19 protein-coding genes are annotated in these 26,318 nt (G+C 44.8%); 6 read left to right on the forward strand and 13 right to left on the reverse strand.

The window, feature by feature from the left end; genetic code table 11:
* Positions 1-17 precede the first annotated feature (17 nt).
* The 4 genes from CLV51_RS22065 to CLV51_RS22080 form a co-directional block, all read right to left on the reverse strand.
* A complete protein-coding gene (locus CLV51_RS22065; RefSeq protein ID WP_106530263.1) occupies positions 18-1,508 on the reverse strand; it encodes a DUF1501 domain-containing protein in 1,491 nt (496 codons plus the stop codon).
* A 6-nt stretch (positions 1,509-1,514) separates the two neighbouring features.
* Positions 1,515-4,241: a DUF1553 domain-containing protein gene (locus tag CLV51_RS22070; protein WP_106530264.1), complete on the reverse strand. Its 2,727-nt coding sequence runs from the start codon at positions 4,239-4,241 to the stop codon at positions 1,515-1,517.
* A gap of 81 nt (positions 4,242-4,322) precedes the next feature.
* Complete coding sequence (locus CLV51_RS22075) at positions 4,323-5,210, reverse strand: AraC family transcriptional regulator (RefSeq protein ID WP_106530265.1); 888 nt, start codon at positions 5,208-5,210, stop codon at positions 4,323-4,325.
* A gap of 49 nt (positions 5,211-5,259) precedes the next feature.
* Positions 5,260-6,693 carry a serine hydrolase domain-containing protein gene (locus tag CLV51_RS22080; protein ID WP_106530266.1) on the reverse strand — a complete coding sequence of 478 codons (1,434 nt, stop codon included), beginning with the start codon at positions 6,691-6,693 and terminating at the stop codon, positions 5,260-5,262.
* Between the two features lie 269 nt (positions 6,694-6,962).
* On the opposite strand from CLV51_RS22080, the gene lacZ reads away from it, so the two are divergent.
* Positions 6,963-10,118, forward strand: coding sequence for a beta-galactosidase, LacZ type (gene lacZ, locus CLV51_RS22085; protein WP_106530267.1), 3,156 nt, complete (start codon positions 6,963-6,965; stop codon positions 10,116-10,118).
* Positions 10,119-10,200: 82 nt separating this feature from the next.
* Here lacZ and CLV51_RS22090 read toward each other — a convergent pair whose 3' ends face one another.
* The 3 genes from CLV51_RS22090 to CLV51_RS22100 all read right to left on the reverse strand — a co-directional run bounded on the left by CLV51_RS22090 (position 10,201) and on the right by CLV51_RS22100 (position 13,245).
* Complete coding sequence (locus tag CLV51_RS22090; protein WP_106530268.1) at positions 10,201-11,406, reverse strand: FAD-dependent oxidoreductase; 1,206 nt, start codon at positions 11,404-11,406, stop codon at positions 10,201-10,203.
* Between the two features lie 126 nt (positions 11,407-11,532).
* A complete protein-coding gene (locus tag CLV51_RS22095; protein WP_158267110.1) occupies positions 11,533-12,117 on the reverse strand; it encodes a pentapeptide repeat-containing protein in 585 nt (194 codons plus the stop codon).
* 69 nt (positions 12,118-12,186) lie between these two features.
* Positions 12,187-13,245, reverse strand: coding sequence for a formylglycine-generating enzyme family protein (locus CLV51_RS22100; RefSeq protein WP_211302084.1), 1,059 nt, complete (start codon positions 13,243-13,245; stop codon positions 12,187-12,189).
* A gap of 263 nt (positions 13,246-13,508) precedes the next feature.
* Between CLV51_RS22100 and dinB the strand changes: the two genes are divergently transcribed.
* On the forward strand, positions 13,509-14,627 hold the full coding sequence (gene dinB, locus CLV51_RS22105; protein ID WP_106530270.1) for a DNA polymerase IV: 1,119 nt from the start codon (positions 13,509-13,511) through the stop codon (positions 14,625-14,627).
* 164 nt (positions 14,628-14,791) lie between these two features.
* On the opposite strand, the gene CLV51_RS22110 is transcribed toward dinB, so the two are convergent.
* The 5 genes from CLV51_RS22110 to CLV51_RS22130 form a co-directional block, all read right to left on the reverse strand.
* A complete protein-coding gene (locus tag CLV51_RS22110; protein ID WP_106530271.1) occupies positions 14,792-15,190 on the reverse strand; it encodes a contact-dependent growth inhibition system immunity protein in 399 nt (132 codons plus the stop codon).
* Between the two features lie 454 nt (positions 15,191-15,644).
* Positions 15,645-15,956 (reverse strand): hypothetical protein, encoded by a 312-nt coding sequence (locus CLV51_RS22115; RefSeq protein WP_106530272.1) that lies wholly within the window; start codon positions 15,954-15,956, stop codon positions 15,645-15,647.
* A gap of 93 nt (positions 15,957-16,049) precedes the next feature.
* Complete coding sequence (locus CLV51_RS22120; RefSeq protein WP_106530420.1) at positions 16,050-16,955, reverse strand: NAD(P)/FAD-dependent oxidoreductase; 906 nt, start codon at positions 16,953-16,955, stop codon at positions 16,050-16,052.
* 91 nt (positions 16,956-17,046) lie between these two features.
* On the reverse strand, positions 17,047-17,883 hold the full coding sequence (locus CLV51_RS22125; protein WP_106530273.1) for an ankyrin repeat domain-containing protein: 837 nt from the start codon (positions 17,881-17,883) through the stop codon (positions 17,047-17,049).
* A 93-nt stretch (positions 17,884-17,976) separates the two neighbouring features.
* Complete coding sequence (locus tag CLV51_RS22130) at positions 17,977-19,737, reverse strand: ABC transporter ATP-binding protein (protein WP_106530274.1); 1,761 nt, start codon at positions 19,735-19,737, stop codon at positions 17,977-17,979.
* Positions 19,738-19,875: 138 nt separating this feature from the next.
* On the opposite strand from CLV51_RS22130, the gene CLV51_RS22135 reads away from it, so the two are divergent.
* Positions 19,876-20,391: a DUF4251 domain-containing protein gene (locus CLV51_RS22135; RefSeq protein WP_106530275.1), complete on the forward strand. Its 516-nt coding sequence runs from the start codon at positions 19,876-19,878 to the stop codon at positions 20,389-20,391.
* Between the two features lie 227 nt (positions 20,392-20,618).
* Here CLV51_RS22135 and CLV51_RS22140 read toward each other — a convergent pair whose 3' ends face one another.
* Complete coding sequence (locus CLV51_RS22140; RefSeq protein ID WP_106530276.1) at positions 20,619-21,083, reverse strand: GNAT family N-acetyltransferase; 465 nt, start codon at positions 21,081-21,083, stop codon at positions 20,619-20,621.
* A 58-nt stretch (positions 21,084-21,141) separates the two neighbouring features.
* Between CLV51_RS22140 and CLV51_RS22145 the strand changes: the two genes are divergently transcribed.
* The 3 genes from CLV51_RS22145 to CLV51_RS22155 all read left to right on the forward strand — a co-directional run bounded on the left by CLV51_RS22145 (position 21,142) and on the right by CLV51_RS22155 (position 26,015).
* On the forward strand, positions 21,142-21,762 hold the full coding sequence (locus CLV51_RS22145) for an HAD family hydrolase (protein WP_106530277.1): 621 nt from the start codon (positions 21,142-21,144) through the stop codon (positions 21,760-21,762).
* 449 nt (positions 21,763-22,211) lie between these two features.
* Complete coding sequence (locus CLV51_RS22150; protein ID WP_106530278.1) at positions 22,212-24,071, forward strand: 3-keto-alpha-glucoside-1,2-lyase-like domain-containing protein; 1,860 nt, start codon at positions 22,212-22,214, stop codon at positions 24,069-24,071.
* A 21-nt stretch (positions 24,072-24,092) separates the two neighbouring features.
* On the forward strand, positions 24,093-26,015 hold the full coding sequence (locus tag CLV51_RS22155; protein WP_211302085.1) for a hypothetical protein: 1,923 nt from the start codon (positions 24,093-24,095) through the stop codon (positions 26,013-26,015).
* Positions 26,016-26,318 lie beyond the last annotated feature (303 nt).

The raw sequence follows: 26,318 nt of genomic DNA on the forward strand, positions 1-26,318 counted from the left end.
TTTTTTTAAATCAACACCTAACTTAATATTGGTGTGATAACTTTTCCTCCTACATCTGTTAACCGGAAAGGACGCCCCTGGAAATCGTAGGTGAGCTTTTCATGATCAAAGCCCAGCTGTTGCAGGATGGTAGCATGTATATCGTTGATAGCTACTTTTCCTTTGACGGCAGCATAACCTATTTCATCTGTTTCTCCCCATGATCCGCCTTTTTTAATACCGGCACCTGCCATCCACATGGTGAATGCTTCTACGTGGTGATCGCGGCCCATGAAAGGCATTTCTTTTCCGTCGCGGTTTTCCTGCATGGGCGTGCGACCAAATTCGCCACCCCAAACTACCAGCGTTTCATCGAGCAGGCCACGTTGCTTTAAATCCTGCAGCAGTGCGGTAATAGGCCGGTCAATCTCGCGGCATTTATTACGGAAGCCATAGTCAATAGAAAGGGCTTCGTCGGTACCATGACAATCCCAGCCCCAATCGTACAACTGTACAAAACGTACTCCTTTTTCTACCAGCTTACGTGCCAGCAAACAGTTGTTGGCAAAGGATTCTTTACCCGGCTGTGTGCCATACATTTCGTGAATGTAGGCCGGTTCATTGTTGATGTTCATCACATCCGGCACAGAGATCTGCATTTTATACGCCAGCTCATACTGTGAAATACGGGACAGGGTTTCCGGATCGCCGAAGGATTGGTATTCCTGTTTATTGATTTCGTTAATCGCGTCAATAGATTGTTTGCGCAGATCCCGGTTCATGCCGTCAGGATCTGTGAGATATAACACGGGTTCGCCCTGGGTCCTGCATTGTACGCCCTGGTATACGGAGGGCAGAAAGCCGCTGCCCCATACACTTTTACCCGCATCGGGTGTTTTACCACCGGAGGTGAGTACTACAAAACCAGGCAGGTTGCTGTTTTCAGATCCGAGGCCATAGGTTACCCAGGAACCAATGCTGGGTCTTCCTAACCTGGCACTGCCGGTTTGCATGAGCAATTGTGCAGGGCCGTGGTTGAACTGATCTGTTTGCACTGCTTTTAAAAAGCTCACCTCATCGGCCATGGTAGCAAAATGCGGGAGATGATCAGATATCCATGCACGTGATTCTCCGTGTTGCTGGAATACTGCCTGTGGTCCCAGCATTTTAGGTACACCACGTATGAACGCAAATTTTTTACCTTCCAGGAAGGATGGCGGACAGAGTTGATTATGCAGCTTTTGCAGTTCCGGTTTGTAATCAAACAGTTCCAGCTGGGAAGGTGCACCTGCCATATGCAGATAGATCACACTCTTGGCCCTGGCTGCAAAATGTGGTGCGCGTGGTGCCATTGGGTTGCCGCTGGCATCCAGGATATTTTTCCCGCTACTGCTGCCGCAGCCTGTGAGAAAAGCCCCCAGCGCAGCTGCGCCCAGTCCTGTTACGCAATCCAGCAGAAAGTGCCGGCGGGTAAGGTACCGCAGCGTTTCTTCATTTGCTTCCCGTATCAGTCTTTCGTGCATGCTCATACTGCATTATGATTTAGTTAAAAATTCATCGAGGTTCATGATGGCATTGGCTACTATTGTTAAAGCGGCCAGCTCAGCCAGTTGTGGCGTATTGTCTTTGCATTGTACCAGTTTGGCAGCTGCCGCGGTATCTTTACGATATTGCTGTAATGCTTGTGAGTACAGCGTTTGCAGTGCTGCCAGTTTTTTCTCTGGCAATGTTTTATACATAGCGGTTTGATAACCCCAACGAATACACGTAGCTGCATCTGTACCGCCGTTTTGTTGCATATGCAGGGCCAGCGTACGCGCTGTTTCTACATATACAGGATCATTGAGGGTAACGAGTGCCTGTAGCGGGGTGTTAGTCCTGATACGGCGTTGCAGGCATACTTCACGACTGCTGCCATCAAAAGAGAGCATGGAAGGATAGGGGCTGGTGCGTTTCTGGAACACATATACGGCCCTGCGGTATTGATTACCATCATCCGCTTTCTTCCAGTATTCACCGCTCCATACAGTCTGCCAGATGCCTTCCGGCTGATAAGGCATTATACTGGGGCCGTGCAGGTGACGGTTTAACAAGCCACTTACTGCCAATGCCTGATCTCTTACTTCTTCAGCCGTGAGCCTGAAATGTGGTCCTCTTGCCAGTAAGCGGTTGGCAGGATCTTTTTCTTCTTCGGCAGGCGTGGTTTTAGAATCCTGTTTATAGGCGGCCGATAAAACAATTTCACGCAATAATGATTTCATGCTCCATTTGTAATCGTGCATGAATTTATAGGAGAGAAAATCCAGCAGCTCCGGATGAGATGGCAGGAAGCCCTGAGAGCCAAAGTCTTCAATGGTTTCCACTATACCGGTACCAAAGAGTTGTTCCCAGCACCTGTTTACCATTACGCGGGCAGTGAGCGGGTTCTTAGTATCTGTCATCCATTGGGCCAGTCCCAGTCGGTTGCGCGGCGCATTGGCAGGAAAAGGATTGAGCGAATGCGGTACATCCGGTGTTACGGCTTTTCCTTTCACCAGCCAGTTGCCACGTTCAAAAACGTTGGTGGTACGTTGCATGGATGGTGGATTTTCGATCATTACAGGTACATCGGTAGGATTTTTATTGATGACCGACATCATTTCCGTATTGATCTTTTCGTATCCTGGTTTGCCTTTTCCGGGCATGTCCTGGCGGAAGGCGAACCATTCTACCGAACATACTACGTCAGCCGGATTAATGGCTGCATTGCGGAATACGAGGTAAAGATCATGTGTGCCGCTGATCGCTGGTAGTGGCATGCTGATCACCTGACGACCGGTGGTAGGTGCCAGTTGCTGCGTAATAATGGTTTTACCTTTCAGGCTATCGAGTCTGAATTCTACCACATCACCTTTAGTGCCGGTCCAGTAGTTCATGAACAGCTGCGTTTTGCCGTCCAGCGGCTGTTTTGGCAGCCTGCAACTACCATTGTGCCGGATGCCGAGGTATTTGGTATCCACCAATGCACCGTTCGTATAGTCGTCGCAGTTATGCGCGTGTACTTTAGGTTCCAGTACTTTAAGGAACTCCTGTATATCCTGCTGCTGGGCGTTGTTGCCGTATTGTGCTACCCAGGTATTAATTTCCTTTACGGCTGCTGTACTAACGCTGTCGTATAAACGCAGTTTAGGATGTTCCATGTGCGTGTCCTCATCGCGGGTATTGTTGAGAAAGGCCAGCAGTTTATAATAATCTTCAAAATGAAATGGATCGTAAGGGTGGCTATGACACTGCACACAGGCGATGGTGATGCCCTGGAATACATCCATGGTGGTGCTTACACGGTCCATGACGGCGGCGGTGCGGAACTCTTCATCCTGTGTACCTCCTTCATCATTGCTCATAGTATTACGGTTGAATGCCGTTGCAATCAGCTGATCATTGGTTGCATCTGGCAGCAGATCTCCTGCCAGTTGTGCAATAGTGAAAGTATCATAGGGCATATCTTTATTAAAAGCATCTATTACCCAGTCGCGGTACTGCCACATCTGCCTGCTTACATCCCTTTCATAGCCTTTGGTATCAGAATAACGGGCGAGGTCCAGCCACATAGAAGCCCAGCGTTCACCGTAATGAGGCGATTGCAGTAAACTATCCACTAACTGCGTATAGGCGTCAGGGTTTTTGTTAGCTGCAAAGCGACTGGCCATTTCCGGTGTAGGCGGTAAACCGGTGAGATCCAGGCTCACGCGGCGGAGTAATGTCATTTTATCGGCTTCGGGAGCAGGTTTCAGCCCTTCTTTATCGAGGCGTGCCTGTATGAAATGATCTATTTCGTTGCCGTTGGTTACATTGATATCCGGTACTGCAACAGGTTTGAGCGGGATGTAGGCCCAATGCTCGCCCCATTCTGCGCCTTGTTCCACCCATTTGGTCAGGATCTCTATTTCCGCTGCGGTCAGTGGCTCGCCTTTTTGCGGCATTCTCTCTTTCGGATCTTTGCAGGTAAGGCGGCGTATGAATTCACTTTGTTCCGGGTGACCGGGTATAATGGCGCGTTTCCCGGATTTGGTGATGCCGAGGGCTTCTTCCCGGAACAATACACTGAAGCCACCGTTTTGTTTTACACCACCATGGCAACTGATGCAATGTTTATTCAGTACTGGTTTAACTTCTGTGCTAAAGTCTACCTTCCTGTGGGAATGACAGGCCGCCAGCAGTATACTTATACCAGTAGTAAAAATCAGGATCCCTGTGATCCTCAACGTGGAGAAATAACGCATTGAATGTTGATTGACTACCGTAAAAGTAATACTGACCCAACACTTCTTAGCTAGATGATCTGCTGATTATGATGGATTATTTTACGATTCCGCTTTACGTTCCCGGTATTGAATGGGCGACATGCCCATGACTTTGGTAAACAGCCGGGAGAAATAATAGGGATCTTCCATGCCCAGCTGCGCAGCTACTTCTTTAATCCGAAGATTCGTGAAAAGGAGGTACTGGCAAGCCTTCTGCACTTTGAGGTGATTAAAATATTCAATAGGGGAGTAGCCGGTATTGGTTTTAAACAGATAGGAAAAATGGGATTGAGAGAGATTTACGGAATGTGCCATTTGTTGCAGTGTAAGCATTTTATGTAAATGATTATCCATATGATCAATGGCCTGATCCACAATATCGTGGTGTGCAGTGGCTTTATCCGGATGATAAATACCTGGATAGATGCAAGAGGAAAGGAAGGACCAGAAAGTCATATTAGCATAAAAAAGGTTTTCATTGCGGTAGCCTCTTTCCAGCTGCTGATAGATACTGTTGAATAGTTCCAGTCTTTTTTCAGAATGGGGCAGGAATGTTTTATGTCCTTTCCATTGCAGTTGTGCCGTCTCCATAATGGCGTCGGCAGTTTGGCCGGTGAAGTGTGCCCAATAGATCGTCCAGGGGTCCTGCTCATCTGCCTTGTAGGCATGCGCCCATTTGCGGGGAATGAGAAAGCAATCACCCGCCTGTATGGTATGTGTATCTTTTTTTAATGTAATACTGCCTTTGCCTTCAAGGCAATAAATAAGGATATGCTGATCGGCTCCCTGCATCCGTTTCCGGTAATGGAACTTTGCTTTTGGATAATAACCGATGTCTGTAATGTACAACGGTGTGGTAATACGCTCTTTGGCGCATTTGCCCGTGAGGATATTGCGTGGCAGCACAATGGCTTTCTGTCCCTGGAATCCTTCTTTCTTTTTGAGCATACCGGTGCCGATTTTTATCTGAAAGTAAGAAAATCCATCAAAGATGCCATTACTGTTGGTGCTCCCGTATCATAATATATTCCTGGCCATTCTGGTATAATGTAAGTTTTTGCTGAGCGGAGGGCGTTTCTTTTTCAAATTTTATGGTAGCCGGTACAATAGTATAAAAGAAAGAAGTATCTGATGACGGATAGATTTCAAAGCTGGCCTGCGTGCTCAGTTTGGCGAACAGCCGGTCTCCTTTTGCGGTGATGAGCATTTGCATGCCGGGCACCAAAATGGATTTGTAAGAACCGGTTAATGTTTGTAACTGTTTGTCCGCCACAATAATACTATGTGGCAGATTAATTTTTTCAGGGAGTGTATAAGGGGTATCAAATAGTATATGGTCAACAAGCCCCATCAATGTCATCACAGGCTGCCGTTGTTCACTGTTGGATAGCAGGATAATAGTTTTGTGTTTGTCAGTATACCTTGCCATCACCGAAGTATAACTTGCCCAGCTACCACTATGCCAGGTCACACGGCCCCGTGCCGAATCAACAGACAATATCCATCCGAAGCCATAATCTGCCCCCTCTCCGTATCCGGCGTTTCCATCTTTTAAATGGAATGGCGTAAATGCTTCTTCCAGTGTCGCTTTTTTTACCAGTTGCTCTGTATATAATGCCTGATCCCATTGAAGCAGATCTTCTACATTACTGCTAATGCCATAAGGACCGGCGATACCGTCCAGGTAATAATTGTAATGCCCTGGTGCCATACTATCCGCCTCCATAAACTTATTATTGCGTGGGTCCCAGGCATAACTTAATGCATAATCAGTTACCGTTTTTTTTGCACTTCTCCGGGAATATACCATCGTTCTTTTCATGCCGGCAGGTATAAAAACATGCGTTTTCATATATACAGGGAAGGGTTCACCAGATACCTTTTCCACTATTTGCGCCAGCAACAGGTAGTTGGTGTTGGAATAACTAAACAGGGTGCCGGGAGCAAATATAGTACTGTCGTACACCTGTGGGAGTTTTTGTAAGATGTCTGCATTATAATTTACCCGTGAAGTATCCAGCTGTTGCTTATTCCAGCCTAACACATCTGGTATACCGGAAGTATGGGTTAGCAGATGCCGTATAGTCACCCCTTTGAATAATAAAGCAGGGAAATATTTTCCGAGCGCATCATCATAGGAAAGTTTCCCTTGCTCTTTTAGTTGCATAATTGCCATAGCAGTAAACTGTTTGGATACAGAACCCAATTCAAACAGCGTGTTAATACTGAGTGGAATGCCTTTATCAGCGTCGGCATAGCCTATTGCCTTTTCGTAAACAACCTTACCATTTTCGGCCATGAGCACACACCCACTAAAATCCTTGCGGGCGCTCAGGGTATCAAACAAAGTATGCAGATTTGTAATCTTGTCTTGCGCGCTGGCTTGCACCGTTATCATGAATAACAGGCTGAGTAAAGGTTTCATGTTCATCTGTACGGAAATATACCGGCAATATAGGCTGTAGCAGCAATATCAGCAAATGGAAATTGTTTTTCTCCCGATTAGGCTGATTATACTGATTACCATGATTTTGTTTTTCGATTTTTAAATCAAAAAAACAAAATCATGGTAATCAGTATAATCAGCCTAATCGGGAGAAAGACAATCCACGCGTTCATCAAATTTATCTGCATCTTAAAAAAAATAATCTTTTCTTTAGCGGTTGGGTTTATAACGATCGTATAATTTTTAACTGAACAATGAAAAGAAAATTACTATTACTGGCCCTCATTCCTTTGTGTACAAGGGGATGGGCGCAGCAATTACCCACTGAGCTGCAAACACCGGAAGTGGTGTCTGTCAACAGAATGCCGATGCGGGCTTCCTCCTTTGCATATGAAAATCTGTCGCTGGCAGCACAGCAGGAAAAAGAGAAATCAGCTTACTTTTTGTCGCTCAACGGGCAATGGAAATTCAACTGGGTGCAGGATCCGCGCAAACGCCCGGCAGACTTCTACAAAACAGATTTTAATGATGCTGCCTGGGATAATTTCAAAGTTCCGGCCAACTGGGAAGTGAATGGTTATGGATTACCCATTTATGTGAACCAGCCTTATGAGTTTGCCGGCCGTACTAAAGTAGGCGGTGACATGAATCCTCCTTTTGATATTCCGGTAGATAATAATCCTGTTGGCTCTTATCGGAAAAAAATAAATATCCCGCAAAACTGGGATGGGCGCCAGGTATTCATTCACCTGGGTGCGGTGAAATCAGCATTTTTTATTTGGGTGAACGGCGAAAAAGTTGGTTACAGTGAAGATAGTAAACTGGCCGCAGAATTTGATATTACCAAATACGTAAAACCAGGTGAAAACCTCATTGCACTGCAGGTATACCGCTGGAGTGATGGTTCTTACCTGGAGTGCCAGGATATGTGGCGGATCTCCGGTATTGAAAGAGAAGTGTTTGTATATTCCACACCAAAGCTGGATGTACGCGATTTTAAAATTATCTCCACACTGGATAAATCATATACCACCGGTATTTTTAAAATAGATATGGAGGTAGATAATTATCGCATAGATAAGCATACCAACCATAGTAAGCCCGACACTTTTGCAGTGGCGGTGGAACTAAAAGATGCCGCCGGTAAAACGATTTTTAAAGAAGAAACAGCAGATGTAAAAAAAGTACTCGGTAACTATAAAACATCGCTCAGCTTCAGCAAAGAAGTGCCGGCTGTGCAAACCTGGTCTGCCGAAATACCTTATCTGTACACACTCTACATTACACTGAAAGATAAGAACGGTAATATATTGGAAGTGATTCCGCAACGGGTAGGTTTCCGCGCTGTAGAAATTATTGACCGCAACTTCCTCGTGAACGGTAAAAGGGTTTTCCTGAAAGGGGTAAACAGACATGAACACAGTGCTACGCAAGGTCATACGCTTACGCACGAAGATATGCGGAAAGATATGGAGATGATGAAACAGCTGAATGTAAACGCGGTACGTCATTCGCACTATCCTCCTGATCCTTACTGGATGCAGCTTTGCGATGAATATGGTTTGTATGTGATTGATGAAGCCAATATTGAATCACATGGCCGCTACTACGATCTGGCCTATACGTTTGCCAACGACAAACAATGGCGGGTACCGCACCTGGAAAGGATATTGCGGATGTATGAAAGAGATAAAAATCATGCCGCCGTTGTTACCTGGTCGCTCGGTAATGAAGCGGGTAATGGTGCTAACTTCTACGAAGCTTACGACTGGCTGAAGGCACACGATACACGCCCGGTACAATACGAGCGCGCAGAGCATGACTACAATACAGACATGATTGTACCGCAATATCCTGATCCCAACTGGCTGGTGAAATATTCAAAACGTAATCCCGACCGTCCTTTGATCATGAGCGAATACGCACATATCATGGGTAACAGTCTTGGTAACTTCCAGGAATACTGGACTGCTATTGAAAATAATCCTTATCTGCAGGGTGGTTTCATCTGGGAATGGATTGACCAGGGGATTGATACGGTGAAGAATGGTAAGCGTATACTGGCCTATGGTGGCGACTTTCCGCTGAGTGGCCCTGTGAATGAAGACTTCAGTGATAACAACTTTTGTGTAAAAGGAGTGGTAACCGCGCATCGTGGTTTAACACCTATGGCAGTAGAAGTAAAGAAGGTATATCAGCATATCAAAACACTTTACAAAGGAGATAATGCCATCACTGTCAGCAATGGTTATTTCTTCAGAGATCTGGCTAATTACCAGTTGAACTGGGAAGTACTGGAAGATGGAAAAGTGGTAGAGAAGGGCACCATCAAGGATTTAAAGGTAGCGCCTCAACAATCGGTAAGCATCTCCTTACCTCTTAAAACCAGGCCAAAGAATGGCAAAGAATATTTCCTCAACATCCGTTATGCGCTGAAACAAAATGAACCATTTCTGCCTGCCGGTTTTGAAATAGCAAGCGAACAATTTATCTGGCGCAATGAAGGTATTGCTGTAACAAACAATACCAGCAATGATGAGCTCAGTGTGGCCGCAACGCCTGGAAATGCAGTGATCAGTGGTCGCAATTTTCATGTGTCTTTTGATTTAAAGCAAGGAGTGCTCAGCAGTTATGTGCTGCAAGGGGAGCAACTGCTGGAAGGTACTGTGCAGCCGGCATTCTGGCGTGCACCTACGGATAATGATATTGGTGCAGGATTTAACCATTCCCTCCGCAAATGGCGCAATGCTTATGCAGCGGGCAAATTGCTGAATGCCAGCGTGGATAAAACCGATAACGGATATAAAGTAGTACTGAAAAAAGAGCTCTTAAATGGAGAAGCTATTGCCACACAAACATTTACGGTGTATGGCGACGGCGCTATTAAAGTAGATAATCAACTCACGGTTGTTAATGGCAAGTATCCTTTGTTACTGCGTGTAGGCAACGATCTGCAGCTCAATAAACAATTGAACCAGATCCAGTACTATGGCCGCGGCCCATGGGAAAATTATTGGGATAGAAAAACGGCTTCCTTTATAGGTATTTATAACCAGGCGGCTGATAGCCAGTATTTCCCATATGCCCGTCCGCAGGAAAGCGGCAACAAATCAGATGTTCGCTGGGTAAACATGACCAATAAAAAAGGTAAAGGTTTGCGCTTTGAATATGCGGATAGTCTGCTGAATTTCTCTGCCTTACCATATAGCCTGGATGACCTGGATCCGGAGGCTGATAAAAAACAATATCATTCCGGTGAATTGGTGCCACGCAATGAAATATACCTGCATATTGACTTGCAGCAATCCGGTGTACAAGGCATCGACAGCTGGGGATCTATGCCACTGAAGGAGTACAGAATTCCTTACAGTAATCAGCATTATAGTTATTGGATCAAGCCACTGAAATAGGAGATAGGTAATAGTACATTTATAGCCCTGGCCATGTATTTGGCCAGGGCTTTTTATTAGTTAACCGTTAATAAGTATTTTTCTATTCCCAGTCAATCTTATATTTATACAACCAGTCCAATCCTTTTATGCCGAATAGTGTAAGGAAAATACTCATCATTATATTACGGATTTTTGCTTTCAGGGGGCTAAGAGCTTCTTTGTCAGCACTGCGTTTTCTTCCTTCTGCTACAATTTTTTCTACGCGTGGTTTGCGGTCTTTCTCAAATTGAAGGAATGCTGCTTTATAGTTGCCGGCATTATCCCGGAGCAGCTTTGCCAGGTACATAGCATCTTCCAGTGCCATCGATGCACCCTGGCCGGCGTTGGGGCTAACGGCGTGTGCGGCGTCTCCTATCAGTAGTACACGGTCTTTCTGCCATGTAGGGAGCGATTGTATATCGCTGATGTTTAGTTTTATTGGTCGCTCCGTTTTATTTATCAGTGCTGCCACAGGAAGATGAAAATTTTTGTAGATAGTCAGCATCTCCTGTTTAACCTTGTCCAGCGAAATTTCCTGCAAAGCTGCTGCACTCAATTCTGTTTCAGAATGCAGATTAGACCACCACATCGCATACCCCTGATCGGCTCCGCAGTAACCAAAAAATCCTCTTGCTCCGAAGGTATAATTGAGTCTGTTTAGTTCCTGCGCTGTGAGTTCAGGTATATCTGTGATTTTTACAAAACCACCCACACCTATAACGCCTACATAGCCTGGTTGAGGGCCTTCTGGCAAAATAATATTGCGTGTTTTGGAACGAATGCCATCTGCACCTATAAGTATATCTCCACTGCTACTGCTGCCATCTTCAAAATGAGCTTTTACGCCAGTATTATATTGATCAATAGAGAGCAGTCGTTTATTGTATTTTATCTCAATGCCTGATTTATTTATTTCTTTTGTCAGTACTTCATATAAAGCACCCCGTGAAATACTGACTCCTGGTTGGCCATATTTGCTGATGTTTCCGTAGGGTATACGTGCCAGCACTTTTCCGTGTTCACTCCTGAAGCAATGCTCCAGTGTAACACTGCCACGGGCAATGATATCATCAGCAAGGCCCAGGGCGGCCAATATATTCATGCCGTTAGGGGCTATATTTAGCCCGCCACCGGCTCCTTCTTTGTAAGGATATGCCTCATAAACGGCACAGGTAATGCCTGCCTTTTTCAAAAAAAGCGCCAGGGCAAGTCCACCTACGCCGCCGCCAATAATAAGTACATGAAGAGATTTAGCATTGTTGATCATAAAATGAATGTTTATGATGCAAAGCTATTTCCATGTGTGCTGCTCGGCAACGACATGCAGGTAAATCCCGGGAGAATATCCGGTAAAAAAGCTGTTTTAAGCGGTAAAAATTGCGGGAGGGGAAGGTTATTCTACTATCTCCACATCTAATCCATACAGTAATGATAAGGCTTCCGGTAAACTGAATTTTGCTTTCTTCATTTTATTCTCATTCACATTAATGGCATACCGGTGTGCACCTACAAAATTGGCCTGCGTGAGGTCTGTGTCTGAAAAGCGGGCACCTGCCAGATCGGTGCCTTCAAAATTACTCAATGATAAATTACAGGCCGTAAAGTCTACTTCATCTGCCTGACAATTTATAAATATTCCTTTCTTCAGATTTTTACCGGAAAAGCTGCTGTAACTTAAACGACTGTCGTGAAAAGCAACGGTGAGCGGATTGTTGGCGTTATGCCAGGAAATGCCAATGGCTTTGCTGTATTGAAGGACAACGCGACTGAAAGCGGTTTGTTTAAGTTGTATCAACGACAGGTCACATTCTTCAAAAGTACATTTATCAAATACACAATCAATAAAAATACATTCTTTCAGACTGCATTTATAAAAGTGGCAATCAAAAAACTCTCTGCCGGCAATGGTTTTACCTTCCCATATAATGTTTTCAAATTTTTTGTGTTCATGTGTGAGGTCCTGATCGTATGCTGCCATTGTTGAAAAAGTATTGCGGGTAATGCACAAAGATAACATTCTTCCGCGCTGGAAAACCCTGGTGTTTTATTACTTATCCTTCACGCAGCGGAACCCGATATGCGAAGCCCCCGAATCATGCGCAGTGCCTCTCCTGGCACTTGGGCGGTAATTCACGCAATAGTCGTTGGAACAAAGGAAAGAACCTCCTTTGGTTACACGTTGCATGGCGTAAGGATCGTCCGGATCGTATGTTTTCGTAGGACCGGTGGGATTAGCTGTTACCTTTTTAGTATCCATCTTTTTATATTCATTTGCATCGTACCAGTCGGCGGTCCATTCCCATACGTTGCCAATCATATCATATAAGCCGTAGCCGTTGGCAGGAAAACTTCCTACGGGTGCGGTGCCGGCAAAGCCATCTTCTTTGGTGTCTTTATCAGGAAAATGCCCCTGGAAGGTATTGGCCATAAAATGATGTTGTGGTGTAAAGTCATCTCCCCATGCGTAACGTTTTTCGGCTACGCCGCCACGCGCTGCATATTCCCATTCTGCTTCTGTTGGTAATCGTTTCCCAGCCCATTTGGCATAGGCATTGGCATCTTCCCAGGCTACCTGTACCACAGGATGATTCCATCGCCCGTTCAGGTTGCTGCCAGGCCCTTCCGGATGTTGCCAATCGGCTCCCGGCACCCATTTCCACCAGCCGCCGATATTGTCTGTTTTTACCGGATGCGAAGGCGGAATAAATACCATGGAGCCTGGTATCAACTCATCATCCGGTGGGGCAGGGGTACCGGGAGGTAATTGTTGTTTCAGTTCTTCCCATTCAGGTTTACGCTCTGCTATCGTTTTATACCCGGTTGCTTCCACAAACTCCTTGAATTGTTTGTTGGTTACTTCTGTAGCATCCATATAAAACCCTTTTACCTGTACAGGATGTGCAGGTTGTTCGGGTGCATAAGACTGCGCTTCATTGGTGCCCATCTGGAAGCTGCCGCCGTCAATAGCTGTCATACCCGCCGGTACAGTGCCAACGATGGCTACTCCTGCGGCTCCAATAGATTCGGTGTTGTTGGTAGCATTACTATTGTTGCAAGCGCTGAATACTACCGCTATAGCTGGTAGCAGCAAAAATCTACAAGGCATAATTTTCATTTTAATAGATAGTTTTCAATCATATTTTGTGTTAGTGAGTAGTCATCCGTGTTCAGTAATTTTATTCAGGTGGGAATGCCCTGTCAGGATGATGCAGTTGTAAATGCTTAGGAGAGATGTGTTGCTATTTGGGTTAACAGGTCAGCAGCATAGTTTGTTCAAAATAATTAAGCGCGTTTTGCGTATTATACCCTCTTTAAGGGCCGATCTACCTTAAAGATTTGTCTGTATCTTTACTCCGCCGCAGGAGTACAATGGAGAACAAAACAAACAGCATACAACGAAAAATTATTCATATAGATATGGATGCCTTTTATGCATCCGTGGAGCAGCGTGATAATCCTATGTACCGGGGCAAAGCCATTGCAGTAGGAGGTTCTCCGGAAGGCCGTGGTGGCGTGGTGGCAACAGCCAGCTATGAAGCGCGCAAATTTGGTGTTCGTTCTGCGATGCCTTCCAAACGTGCCTTACAACTGTGTCCGGAGCTGCTTTTTGTTCGTCCGCGCTTTGATGCATACAAAGAAGTTTCGCGGCATATTCGTGAAATATTTGGGCGCTATACGGATCTCATTGAACCATTGTCGCTCGATGAAGCCTACCTTGATGTAACAGCAGATAAACAAAACATTGGCTCAGCCATTGAAATAGCGAAACTCATCAAACAGGCTATCAGAGAGGAGTTGCAGCTAACTGCGTCTGCCGGGGTATCTATTAATAAATTTGTAGCTAAAATAGCATCTGATCTCAATAAACCGGATGGCCTCACTTTCATCGGTCCTTCTTCCATTGAGTCATTTATGGAGCAGCTTCCCGTAGAGAAATTTCATGGTGTAGGTAAAGTCACCGCAGATAAAATGAAAAAGATGGGACTCTTCACTGGTGCGGATCTCAAGAAATTATCTGAGCAGGAACTGAAAAACCATTTCGGTAAAGCAGGTACTTTTTATTACAGGATAGTGCGTGGTATTGATGACCGTGAAGTGCAGCCACACCGCGAAACAAAATCACTCGGGGCAGAAGATACCTTCCCTTACGATCTGACACTGGTAGCGGATATGGAGATAGAACTGGAAAAGATTGCAAAAACAGTGTACGACCGATTGCAGCGTTATAACCTGAAAGGCCGCACCATTACACTAAAAATTAAGTACAGCGATTTCAAACAGATTACCCGTAACCAGTCGTTCCCCTTTCCGGTGGGGGATATGGAAACCATTATAAACACTGCCAAACAATTGCTGGCCGCTACCTGGCCGGAAGATAAACGCATCCGGCTGTTGGGTATTACCTTGTCTAATTTTGGAGAAATAACACCTATCGGCGATAAACCTGACCATCCGGGGCAGCTATCACTTTTTGATTTTGAGGAATAACGATGTCTTTAAGTAATATGAAGACAAAGGTTTCACTATCCGGGGTGTATCCCTGGACTCAAAAAGAACTACTGGCTCAGTGGTAAATAAGCTGAATGAGGTGCTGTAGAAGTGATTGAATTGATCGGGCGATTGCTACTTATCGTCTGGCCAATTTATCTGTGTTATGCATTACGCCAGAACCCGGGTAAATCAATCTCTGTTTCAATTTCCTCGCTTCTTTGCCGGATCAGGTCTTTAACATTTTCGTGCAGATCCTGGTGTTCTTCCCAGAAAGGGGTTGGTACATCCAGCACGTTTTTAAGCAGGTCGCCCGGATATAATCCGGCTTCTACTAAAACATTGTCTTTTAAGATCTCAACAGCTAAAGGCACGAGGTAGGTAGGGTTAAATGATTGTCCGATTAACACCCGAAGCTCACTTGCGGTTAACTTTACTACCGGTACTTTGCTTAAGGCTATACATTTTTTAATCAGTCCTGAATCCTCTTCTGTAGCCGTTCCCCAACTCTTATTCTCCAATTGCTCTAAAGATTTATATCTCCAGATATCTTTCTTATTCATAAAACTGTGTCTCGCTTTTCTTTCAATTATTATACAAAATTATGAAGATGATTCCCAAACGCGCAATTTTTTTCTTTTTGATGGTGCTCATCTGCCAGATTTCTGCGGAGTAGTGCAGGTTTTGCGGTAGCCGGTCAGCGCCGACGGTTATAGGAAACCAGGATCAACAAGGATAAATATAAGGAAAATAGTTGAGGGACAAATAATTTTTTGCAATCTTAACATGCTGACCCTTGAACAAATATCTTATATGGTTTTAAAAAATAGTATGAGAATCGTATTATCCTTGCATGTATAGCTGAAAGAGGGAATCCGGTGCAGTGGCGTTTATACCAACAATATTATCTTCCGGAAATTCATGCGTAAGCTTAATTTTCTGGAGAAAATAAGTAAATAAAAAAGTCCTCTGGCAATAGCCGGAGGACTTTTTTGGATAAACTTTAACAGGGGTACACTATGCTGCTGAGTTGTATTTTGGTAACACCAGCTTTTTTACAATCATATGTGCTGTAGCAGATAATATCAGCGCCAATACTATCAGCAGGGCTGATTTGGCGGGTGTATCAAATACATCGATAACACTGGAAACTGATTTTCCTGCATACATGATCGTGATCCCACAAGCAATGATGCCGGTAATCCATAAGGTGATGTGCGACCAGAGATATTTCTGTTTTTGAAAACCTTTCTTTCCGAAAGAAGTGAACAGGAGATAGACATGTGCTACAAAGAACAACAGGGCAATAATTGATAGGGTTGTGAGCATTCCGGTTAATTTAGGTTGTGGAAAAATGGTCTATATAACCAATATACTACTTCCTTTTTATTTGTGCAACAGGCTGCTATCAGAAAAAGCTGTTTATCCAAATGCCGCGGCAACCAGCTCCCGGTTGATGGTGGCTGCTGCCGCTGTACCTGCTGCTACTGCGACAGACAAGGACCGGGAAGGGGTAGTAGTATCACCGGCGGCAAACACACCCGGCACGCTGGTTTGCTGAGAAAGGTTTACTTCAATATGGCCTGTTGCTGTAAGTTGGCATCCCAAAGTTTCCGGAATAGTACAATGCTGACGGAAGGGTGGTCTTGCATACAAGACATTAATAGATTGCCAGGTACCATCTTTAAAAATCAGCTGATGAATTCGTCCCTGTACCTGTGTTATTTCAAGTATTTCTTTATCGTTAACGGCTATACGATTTGCAGATATTTTTTCCAATTGCTCAGCAGGCAGTGTAGCAATACCGTTGGTAAAGAGTGTGAGTGCCTTGGTCCAGTTGCTGATTAGCCGGGCAAATTCAAATGCCACCTCACCGTTGGCCAGAATGCCAGTGGGTGTATTGCGCACTTCATAGCCATGGCAGTAAGGGCAATGTAATACAGAGATGCCCCAGCTTTCAGCAAATCCTTTTATGGCTGGCATTTCATCTACTACGCCGGTGGCAAATAATAACTTTTTAGCCTGGAAATGTTCGCCGGCAGCGGTTTCTATGTGAAAACCTTCCTCGTTGGCCTGCCCTTTTATGGCAATTCCCTTTTTAAAATGCACCGTAGCATACAGTTGTACTTCCGCTCTGGCAGTAGCTGCAATGGCGGCGGGAGTTGCTCCATCATGTGTAAGAAAGTTGTGGGAATGCGGTGTTTGCCGGTTGCAGGGTGCACCGCTGTCGAGTACCAATACCTGTTTGAGCGCACGGCCCAGGCCAAGGGCAGCCGATAAGCCGGCATAGCTGCCTCCTATAATGATAACGTCGTATGATGTGGTCATAAATAATGTATTCCGGCAAATGTAATTATTTTGCAACATTGTTGCAAAATAAAAATATCACTGAGGGGGTATTTATCTCCAGATAAAAATATTAAAGTGATAGACCTGCCTTTGCCCGGATCTGGGATATATGTTCTGCAATCATATGCAGGCGGTAATAATATTTCTCAAAAATATCATCATACATGCGATGCCGGTTTTCCAGAAAGGCATTCAGTGCTTCATAGATAAACTCTTCGAAAGTATTGTGTGCACTCACTTTGATCACGCATTCAAACACCGGTTCCATACTGGTAGCAAATTTTGTTTTTATCTGTATATCTTCCATAGAGGTGATCATGATCTTATATAAATTAGGTGCTTTCGCAAAAGGCACATAATGGATAGCAGTAAATCCGTCTTCATCATACACATATTTATTCACCTCTTCAGCCAGCAGAAACTGTATCACCTCGCGATTATTGTTATGCCGCGTAGCTAATAGCAGCGGGGTGTCCAGGCTATCCAGTACAAAATTAAAATGGATATTATGCTCAATGAGGATCAGCAGTATGTCTGTGATAGCTGCCAGGCGGTGATGTTTGAAAATGTACGCTACTGCAAAAAGATAATCCGGACTATCAATAATGAGTTGTGCACCTTTCTGTAGCGCATAGTGAACAGCCTGTGGTTTGTTGGCACCCACGGCACAAAAAATAATCGGTATAATATCTTCTTTCTTATAATGAATATCCGCTCCACCTTCTTCTATCAACAGTTCTGCTGCCTGAAAAAATATTTCCTGGTACTCGAGTAAATCGCAAAGCAATTCGGACCGTTCCATCACCGTAAACAATGATAAATTAAATCGGATGTAGGTGATGATTTCGTCAGGATCCTGACTGGTTCTCAGTTTGCGCTTTAAGTCGTACAGAGAAATTTTTTGCATATAGCTTCATAGTATAATAGTATCAGGTGGGAGAGAACCATTCCATAGGATGAAAATGTGGTTACAATGATAATGCAATATTAGTTAAAAAAGTTATTTGTTTTCCTGGTGTTTCCATAGCTCCTGAAACGCAGGACTATTGGCACGTAGGTAATGAAAAGTGCCTTCTGCAACAATACGACCCTGGTGTAATACATAAATGTAATCGAACCGGGGCAACAGGTGCAGCCGGTGCATAGAAGAAATAATAGCTTTGTCTGCAAATGTGCGGAACATTTTTTCGTAGATCATAGATTCCGTTTTGGGATCTACACTACTGGTAGGCTCATCCAGCAATAACACCTGGCTATCGCGCGCAGCCAGTATCCCCCGGGCGAGTGCCAGCCGCTGTTTCTGGCCACCAGATAAATTCACGCCTTTCTCCCGGATATCTGATTCCAGTCCTTGTGGCAGCATCTCTACTACTTCGGAAAAGTGTGCGCTGTTACATACGTCCAGAATTTCCTCCGGCGAAAAAGGCAATCCCAGCGTAACATTATAAGCGATAGTGTTCTCAAATATTTCCGGTTCCTGTGGAAAGAGCGTGACAGTTTCATTGAGGGTAGCTAACGGTAACGGATATCCGTCTACCAAAAAGGAGGTGCTTTGTTCCGGTTCGTATAGTCCGCGTAAAATAGCCAGCAACGTGCTTTTGCCGCTGCCACTTTCGCCAATGAGCGCTATCTTTTTTCCTTTGCCTATCTGCACATGCAACTGATGTAAACTTTGCGGGGCATATTCTCCATCGTATTCCGCGAGGTGTGAAAAGCTGAGTTCTTTGAGCTCAATCATTTGCCAGGAAGCGGGGAGGTCTGGTGCCGCATCGGCGCGGTGATGCTGTGTATAGGCCTCGCTGATATTACTGGCGGTTTCTACGGAGGTATTGTATTGCACTACATCTGTATACTGCCAGGCTACATCGTGAAACACACTGGTGAACTGGTTTACATAGCCCAGTAAGGTAATGAGCCCTGCTACATAAAATATTTCTCCCGGCACCCAATGCTGGAAAATATAACCCACAGCAATTACACAATAGATAAGTGTTACCATTATATCTGCTACAAACCATTTCCACTCATTGATCACGGTATTTTTGCGGAAAGGATGCCAGATACGCTGCACTTTCGATAGCAAACCGTTTTCCATGCTCTTTTCCAGTCGCAGCGTAATAACGGTCATGATATTCGAAAGGCTATCAAACAGTGTAGCAGATACTACGTGTTCGCGTTCGTTGATCTCATCCAGTGTTTTGATGAAAGGTTTATCAAACCGCAATACCATCCAAATACAAACTACGCCCAATGCAATACCGATGCCACCATACAAAGGAGAAAAATACAACATGGCGATCATCGAAAACAATAGTTTGCAGATGGCGTGTAAGTACATAAAGCCATGCTCAAAAAAACCTTTCAGGGCTTCATAAGCTTTGCGGATGCGGTTAATGACGGCGCCGCTATGATTGTCCTGGTGCCATTTCACCGGCAGGTGTAACGCCTGATGGTAACGTTCCTGTAAAAAATTACGACTCAGGTTAAAAGCCAGTTGCCTTTCCATTATACGCGCAGGGCCATGGAAACACCATTCCAGCAATTTCAGTCCAAAATAAGCGCCGGCAAAAATGAAAGTATAGCGGGGGAGGTGTGCGGAGTCTTCCTGGATCTTTCCAATAAACCAACCAAATAATACAGGATTCAGTGAAAAGATGATATTAGCGATAAAAAACATTACGTAGATCAGCAGGTATTTTTTACGCTGCCGCCGGGCATACTTCCAGGCGGTTTTCAGTAAAGAAATATAAGGGTTTGGCATGGTATCCGTATTTAATCATCCAGGCATGAAAATAAGCTATTTGCTATGATTATGCATCCTTTGGCCGGGTGAACAAAAAAAGGTAGCTTTCTGTTATGGTACGATATTCGTACTCCTTTCTATGTAAAATCGCGCAATATGAAAAGTTCCTTTGTATTAAAAACAGCATTTCTCTTTTCACTGGCGGCTATCATCTCCACCGGCCTGTTTGCACAGGAAACAAAAGCACAAAAGAAAGCAGAAAAAGCAGCTCAGATTAAATCTATGATTGATGCCCAAAACTATGTTTTTGTGGCGCAAAATGCATTTCCTATGAGCGGGCGTATGCGGAACATCACACCGGATTATAACGTAGCCGTAACGACAGATTCCATTGTAAGTTACCTGCCATTCTTTGGCCGGGCTTACAACGCCCCCATTGGAGAAACCAGATCGCCCCTGGATTTCAAGTCCAAATCGTTTGATTACAAGGTTACTCCGGGCAAAAAAGATGGCTGGTCCATCACCATTAAACCCAAAGATAAGACGTCTGTGCAGTCCATGAACTTTACTGTTTCCAGCGAAGGCTATGCCTCTTTGCAGGTTACCAGTACCGACCGATCGGCTATTAGTTTTAACGGGTATGTAACGGCGCCAAAGGCGAAGAAGAAATAGAGGGAATATTGTCTGAACTGTGATTTTTATGATTAATATGATTATCCTGATGAGCGAAGATTTTAGCGGATATTGTCTGAACCAGGATTTTTAAGATTGAATGGATTACCCTGATGGGTGTTATATTGTTTATCTTGAAGATGTTGGCGATTATCTCCGCTAAAATCTTCGCTCATCAGGATAATCACAAAAATCATAATAATCACAGTTCAGACAATATCCGCGTATCACAGTTCCTTTCTCATTTCATAATTTATTAACACCACTTCACCAATCATCACCTCCTGTTCCGCTACCACCACAAATCCCTGCTTTTCAAAAAACGGCCTGGCCGTTATACTCACGTAAGCGGTTAGCTGCTGCAGCCCCAGCTCTACAGCCTTTTCAAAGATGCCGTTTATCAGCATAGTTGCAATGCCATTGCCCTGAAAGTCTTTGTGTACGTACATCATATCCAGTTCTCCATCATTTTCCAGTGAAGCAAAACCGGTAATCAACCCATCCGGGGTTTCGGCTACATAAAAATACTGTTCATTTATTTTCTTTTGAAGAGAAGTTGTTTTGTCGCCGGTAGCTGCCCATGCGGAGATCTGTTCGGCATTGTAATGGCGACTGTTGATATGCGTAATGGTACCCTGATACAGCGTTTTAAGCTGCTCGGTGTCCTGCAGGGAGGCAGTGCGTAAATGCATACTGATGATTTAATGCAAGGATAACGTTATTTTAGTAACGTAATTAAATCTTTTGGAGATGGATAAACATACCCATATTACTACCTTATTTGTAGACATCGGTGGCGTACTACTGACGAATGGCTGGGACAGAGCCGCCCGCAAGCTGGCGGTACAGACATTTGAACTGGATGCAGTGGAAACAGAAGAACGGCACCACCTGACCTTTGACACTTACGAGGTAGGTAAACTTACGCTGGATGAATACCTGAGCCGCGTGGTGTTTTATCAGAACCGCAGTTTTACCCGTAAGCAGTTCCGCGACTTTATGTTTGCACAATCATCGCCATACACGGATATGATGGAGCTGGTGACCCAGCTGAAAGCAAAGTATAAGCTGAAAATAGCCATCGTCAATAATGAAGGGAGGGAATTGAATGAACACCGCATACACCAGTTTGGTATCAGCCGGTTTGTAGACTTTTACATTTCCTCCTGTTTTGTGCATTTCCGTAAACCGGATGCAGATATTTACCGCATTGCCCTGGATATTGCACAGGTAAAGCCTACGGAAGTAGTGTACCTGGAAGACCGGTCCATGTTTGTAGATGTAGCCAATGGTCTGGGCATTAACGGTGTTTGTCATGTTGATTATGCCAGCACCCTGGAAAAGTTGTCGCAATTCGGCTTGAGCCTGTAGAAGGCCTTTGTCTTACTCCCGATTAGACTGATTATGCTGATTACCTGATTTTTTTTGATTTTAGAAAGATTAGCGAAGAATTAAGCGAGTGTATCCGCTTAATTCTTCGCTAATCTTTTTTAATCGTTTAAAAATCAAAAAAATAAAATCAGGTAATCAGCATAATCAGTCTAATCCTGCTACAGACAAAGGTTGGAGGCATTCGCCTTCCGCTCATATGGTCATTCATTTTTACCGCTGGTGTAATTTTTCCACTGGCCTGCTACTTTATTCCAATTAATTTCTATTTTGGCGCCTGATTCAAATTATCTACGGTTCCACGTTTAACGGTATCTAACCTTTAAAAATTCATTAATAATTGGGGTTACCTATATAAAAGAAAATTTGCCGGCAGCATTTCGCTAAAAGCATTTAGCAAACAAGTATAAACTTTTTAAAAAACCAGATCTATGCTTAGATGGAATAAGTTCCGTCCAAAGTTAAAACAGCTACGTGTGTACGATAGGAGAACTTTGGTATTGATTTTCAGCATTGGCAGTTGTCAGCAGATGATAGCGCAGACCAAATTGCCATTAACAGATTTGTCTGCGTTCCAACAGCCCGCAGCAAGCTGGCGTATAGCCGGTGACGTTAAGGCCGACCTGCAACAGCAGAACTTTCTGCAAACAACTGCAGGCACAGGTATCCTGGTAAACCTGCCGGAAAAGAACACCCATGGAAAAGATCTCTTCAGCTCCCTGCAACATGGTGACCTTGACCTGGAACTGGATTACATGATGGCTAAAGGTTCCAACTCCGGTATTTATTTACAGGGGAGATATGAAATACAATTGTTTGATAGCTGGGGCACTGCGGCGCCCCGGGCGTCAGATAATGGAGGCATCTACGAACGTTGGAACGACAATCAGCCTAATGGACAGCAAGGTTATGATGGCCATCCTCCGCGGCAGAATGCCAGTCGCGCACCAGGCTTATGGCAACATATGAAGATCGCTTTTCAGGCGCCCCGCTTCGATGCTGCCGGTAATAAAATTGCAGATGCGGTTATTTTGAAACTGGTGCTTAACGGTGTCACCATTCACGAAAACGTAGTGCTGTCGGGCCCTACGCGTGGCGCTATGGAAAATAATGAAGTAGCTTCCGGCCCCCTGCGTATTCAGGGCGATCATGGCACGGTAGCTTTCAGGAACATCGTTATCAATAATTATAGTCTGCCTAAACCGGAACTGACAGGGGTAAAATACAGCGCTTATAAAGGTGTTTTTAACGCACCTCCTGATTTTAATACGCTGAAACCAATTGCCAGCGGTACTTCTGCGCAGCTCAGTTCCAATATTGCCGGTTTACCGGACAACGAATTCCTGGTACGTTACAATGCTACACTGGTAGTGAAAGCAGCAGGCAAATATCATTTCAACCTGCATTCCTCCGGTGGCGGCGGATTGATGAATATTAACAATCAGTCCGTAATTCCGAAGAGTGGTACCGATGGCAATGGTAGCATTGAACTGCAACCCGGCAACTACCCGGTAGAAGTGTTATACGTGAAAACCACCGGCTGGGCCAAAGCAGCGCTTACCCTGACGATAAAAGAAGCGGGTCTTCGTGAGGTGGCACTCAGCGATACCAACGTACCGGCAGATGATCCTACGGATCCTATTTTAGTGACGGCTACCGAAAACACCGTATTGCGCAGCTTTATGGATTTACGCGGCGGACCACGTGTAACACATGCCGTATCAGTAGGCAGTCCTGATAAAGTACATTACACCTACGATATGGATAACGGCCTGCCCGTACAGGTATGGCGCGGAGAATTTTTGAACACCACACCTATGTGGCATGACCGCGGTGATGGTTCTTCCCGTCCTATGGGTACCGTGCAGATCCTGGATAACCAGCCTGCATTGGCCATTGAAATGCTGGCTACACCAGAAACAGCCTGGAGTAAAGATACTGTCGGCACGGGTTATCGCCCCGGTGGTTATGCACTCGATGCCAGCGGCAAACCTACTTTCCGTTACACCGTTTACGGTGCTAAGGTGAGCGATAGCCTCAGCGTGCTGCCGGAGAATCAGGGCGTTCATCGTACAGTAACGGTGCAACAACCTGCGGAGCATCTATATCTGCGTATAGCCGTAGGGGATAGTATAGAACAGGTATCTCCCGGTTTGTATGTAATCGGTGATAAATCTTATTATGTGAAGATGGACGACGCTACGGCTACCCCCATCATCCGCAACCAGAACGGCCGCGCGGAGCTGATAGTGCCGGTACAGGCTAAAACAGGCTATGCGGTTATCTTCTAAGCAGCAATACTAATGACTATTATGAAACTGAACTATAAAAGAATAACAGCAGGAATAGCCGCAGGCATGTTCCTGATGACTACTGCTGTCACGGCCGTACAGGCACAGGAATCTCCGAAGGAGGAGGACTTTTTCCGCATTGCACGTATCAGTTCACCGGAAGGCACACTGCTGGAAGTAGGTGGTTTATGTACCCTTCCTAACGGTGATCTGGGTGTGGCTACCCGTCGTGGTGATATTTTTATTGTAGAAAATCCAACCAGCAAACAGCCGTATTTCCGAAAGGTAGCTTCCGGGCTGCATGAGGTGCTGGGCCTGGCTTACAAGAATGGCTCCCTCTATTGCGCGCAGCGCGGAGAACTCACCAAAATGACCGATACCAACATGGACGGTAAAATGGATTTGTTTGAAACCGTATATGCGTGGCCGTTATCCGGTCACTATCATGAATATAGCTTCGGACCGGTACTGGGCCCTGATGGCTCTTTCTTTGTATCCGGCAACGTAGCCTTTGGTGATGAAGAGTGGTGGCGCGGTGAAAGCCGCGTGCCTATGCGTGGCTGGATGATGCACATTACAGACGACGGTAAAATGGAGCCGTGGGCTACCGGATTTCGTTCCCCCTGCGGTTTGGGCACCATCGACGGAGAGCTGTTTTACACAGAAAATCAAGGCGACTGGATTGGTTCCGGCGGACTGACACACGTTAAGAAAGGTAGCTTCGTAGGGCATCCTGCCGGTTTGCGCTGGACAGGCATGCCTAATTCTCCGGTAAAACTTACCACAGAAGAGTTATACAGCAAAGTAGATCCGCGTTATCGCAAGGATGCCAACGGTCGTGCGATTAAACCAGAGAATGTAGAGAACGAAAAATTTGTGACGCTGTTTGATATGAAGAAATATTTTCCTGAAGTACAGCTGCCTGCAGTATGGCTGCCACACGGTGTTTTAGGGGTTTCCAATTCGCAGCTCACCACCATTCCGGAAGGTGCCTTTGGTCCTTTTGCCAAACAGGTACTGATTGGTGATCAGGGGCAGAGCAAGATCATGCGCGTATATCTCGAAAAAGTAAATGGAGAATATCAGGGTGCTGCCTGGGATTTCAGAAGTGGTTTTCAGTCGGGTGTATTGCGCCTTGCCTGGGGTAAAGATGGTTCCTTGTTTGTAGGTGAAACCAACCGTGGATGGGGTTCTGCCGGTGATGCTAACCAGGGACTGCAACGTTTGGTATGGAACAACAGGGTACCTTTTGAAATGAGAACAGTGAGTGCCATGCCTGATGGTTTTGAAATCACTTTCACACAGCCTGTTGATAAAAAATATGCAGAAGACATTGCTTCTTATAATGTTGAAAGCTTTATTTATAAATATCATCCTGTGTATGGCAGCCCTACTGTAAACACGGAGAAGCTTGCTGTAAAAGGCATACAGGTAGCTGCTGATGGTATGAAGGTGCGTATCATCGTAGATGGTTTACGCCGTTATTATATTCACAAACTCTCCCTGAATGGTATTCGTGCCGCCGATCATTCGTATTCACTGGTGCATTCGGATGTTTATTATACACTTAATAATATTCCTGAAGGAGATAAATTAGCCTTGTCTGCGGTGAGCATAAAAAATACTGCTGCTAAACCAGCGGTTACTGCACCTGCCAAAGTTGGTACCAAACCTGCTGCCGGTAAAGCTTTGACTTACGAGCAGGTTAAACCTTTACTGAATAAATACACTTGTTCCTCCTGTCATAATCCTGATAAGAAACAGGTAGGACCAGGATTTAAAGATGTTGCAAAAAGGAATTATTCTGTTGCTAAAATATTGGCGCTGTTAAAAAATCCGAAGCCGGAAAACTGGCCTGGCTATGCAACGCCTATGCCTCCTTTCCCGCAGGTGCCACAAGCAGATGCAGTGAAGATTGCGACATGGATTAATTCGTTGAAGTAAAGCAGGTTTGTCTTTCTCCCGATTAGACTGATTATGCTGATTAGCATGATTTTGTTTTTCTGATTTTGAAAGATTTAAAAAGATTAGCGAAGATCAAAGCGGTATTATACGCTCTGGTCTTCGCTAATCTTTTTATAATCAGAAAAATAAAATCATGCTAATCAGCATAATCAGTCTAATCGGGAGAAAGACAATTTAATTTTTCCTTGACCGCTCGTGAACTTTTTTGAGCGCGGACCTGTTAACTATGTATGACTATGAAAAACAGGTTGAAGACCCATAGCAGCAAGGCCTGCATGGTCT

Origin of the sequence: Chitinophaga niastensis, from assembly GCF_003014755.1 — a bacterium.
Taxonomy (GTDB): Bacteria; Bacteroidota; Bacteroidia; order Chitinophagales; family Chitinophagaceae; genus Chitinophaga; species Chitinophaga niastensis.

Bases quoted from the DNA above. Each gene is read 5' to 3' on its own strand.
- CLV51_RS22065 (WP_106530263.1), bottom strand. From the start codon at position 1,508: ATGAGCATGCACGAAAGACTGATACGGGAAGCAAATGAAGAAACGCTG.
- CLV51_RS22070 (WP_106530264.1), bottom strand. From the start codon at position 4,241: ATGCGTTATTTCTCCACGTTGAGGATCACAGGGATCCTGATTTTTACT.
- CLV51_RS22075 (WP_106530265.1), bottom strand. From the start codon at position 5,210: ATGCTCAAAAAGAAAGAAGGATTCCAGGGACAGAAAGCCATTGTGCTG.
- CLV51_RS22080 (WP_106530266.1), bottom strand. From the start codon at position 6,693: ATGAACATGAAACCTTTACTCAGCCTGTTATTCATGATAACGGTGCAA.
- lacZ (WP_106530267.1), top strand. From the start codon at position 6,963: ATGAAAAGAAAATTACTATTACTGGCCCTCATTCCTTTGTGTACAAGG.
- CLV51_RS22090 (WP_106530268.1), bottom strand. From the start codon at position 11,406: ATGATCAACAATGCTAAATCTCTTCATGTACTTATTATTGGCGGCGGC.
- CLV51_RS22095 (WP_158267110.1), bottom strand. From the start codon at position 12,117: ATGGCAGCATACGATCAGGACCTCACACATGAACACAAAAAATTTGAA.
- CLV51_RS22100 (WP_211302084.1), bottom strand. From the start codon at position 13,245: ATGCCTTGTAGATTTTTGCTGCTACCAGCTATAGCGGTAGTATTCAGC.
- dinB (WP_106530270.1), top strand. From the start codon at position 13,509: ATGGAGAACAAAACAAACAGCATACAACGAAAAATTATTCATATAGAT.
- CLV51_RS22110 (WP_106530271.1), bottom strand. From the start codon at position 15,190: ATGAATAAGAAAGATATCTGGAGATATAAATCTTTAGAGCAATTGGAG.
- CLV51_RS22115 (WP_106530272.1), bottom strand. From the start codon at position 15,956: ATGCTCACAACCCTATCAATTATTGCCCTGTTGTTCTTTGTAGCACAT.
- CLV51_RS22120 (WP_106530420.1), bottom strand. From the start codon at position 16,955: ATGACCACATCATACGACGTTATCATTATAGGAGGCAGCTATGCCGGC.
- CLV51_RS22125 (WP_106530273.1), bottom strand. From the start codon at position 17,883: ATGCAAAAAATTTCTCTGTACGACTTAAAGCGCAAACTGAGAACCAGT.
- CLV51_RS22130 (WP_106530274.1), bottom strand. From the start codon at position 19,737: ATGCCAAACCCTTATATTTCTTTACTGAAAACCGCCTGGAAGTATGCC.
- CLV51_RS22135 (WP_106530275.1), top strand. From the start codon at position 19,876: ATGAAAAGTTCCTTTGTATTAAAAACAGCATTTCTCTTTTCACTGGCG.
- CLV51_RS22140 (WP_106530276.1), bottom strand. From the start codon at position 21,083: ATGCATTTACGCACTGCCTCCCTGCAGGACACCGAGCAGCTTAAAACG.
- CLV51_RS22145 (WP_106530277.1), top strand. From the start codon at position 21,142: ATGGATAAACATACCCATATTACTACCTTATTTGTAGACATCGGTGGC.
- CLV51_RS22150 (WP_106530278.1), top strand. From the start codon at position 22,212: ATGCTTAGATGGAATAAGTTCCGTCCAAAGTTAAAACAGCTACGTGTG.
- CLV51_RS22155 (WP_211302085.1), top strand. From the start codon at position 24,093: ATGAAACTGAACTATAAAAGAATAACAGCAGGAATAGCCGCAGGCATG.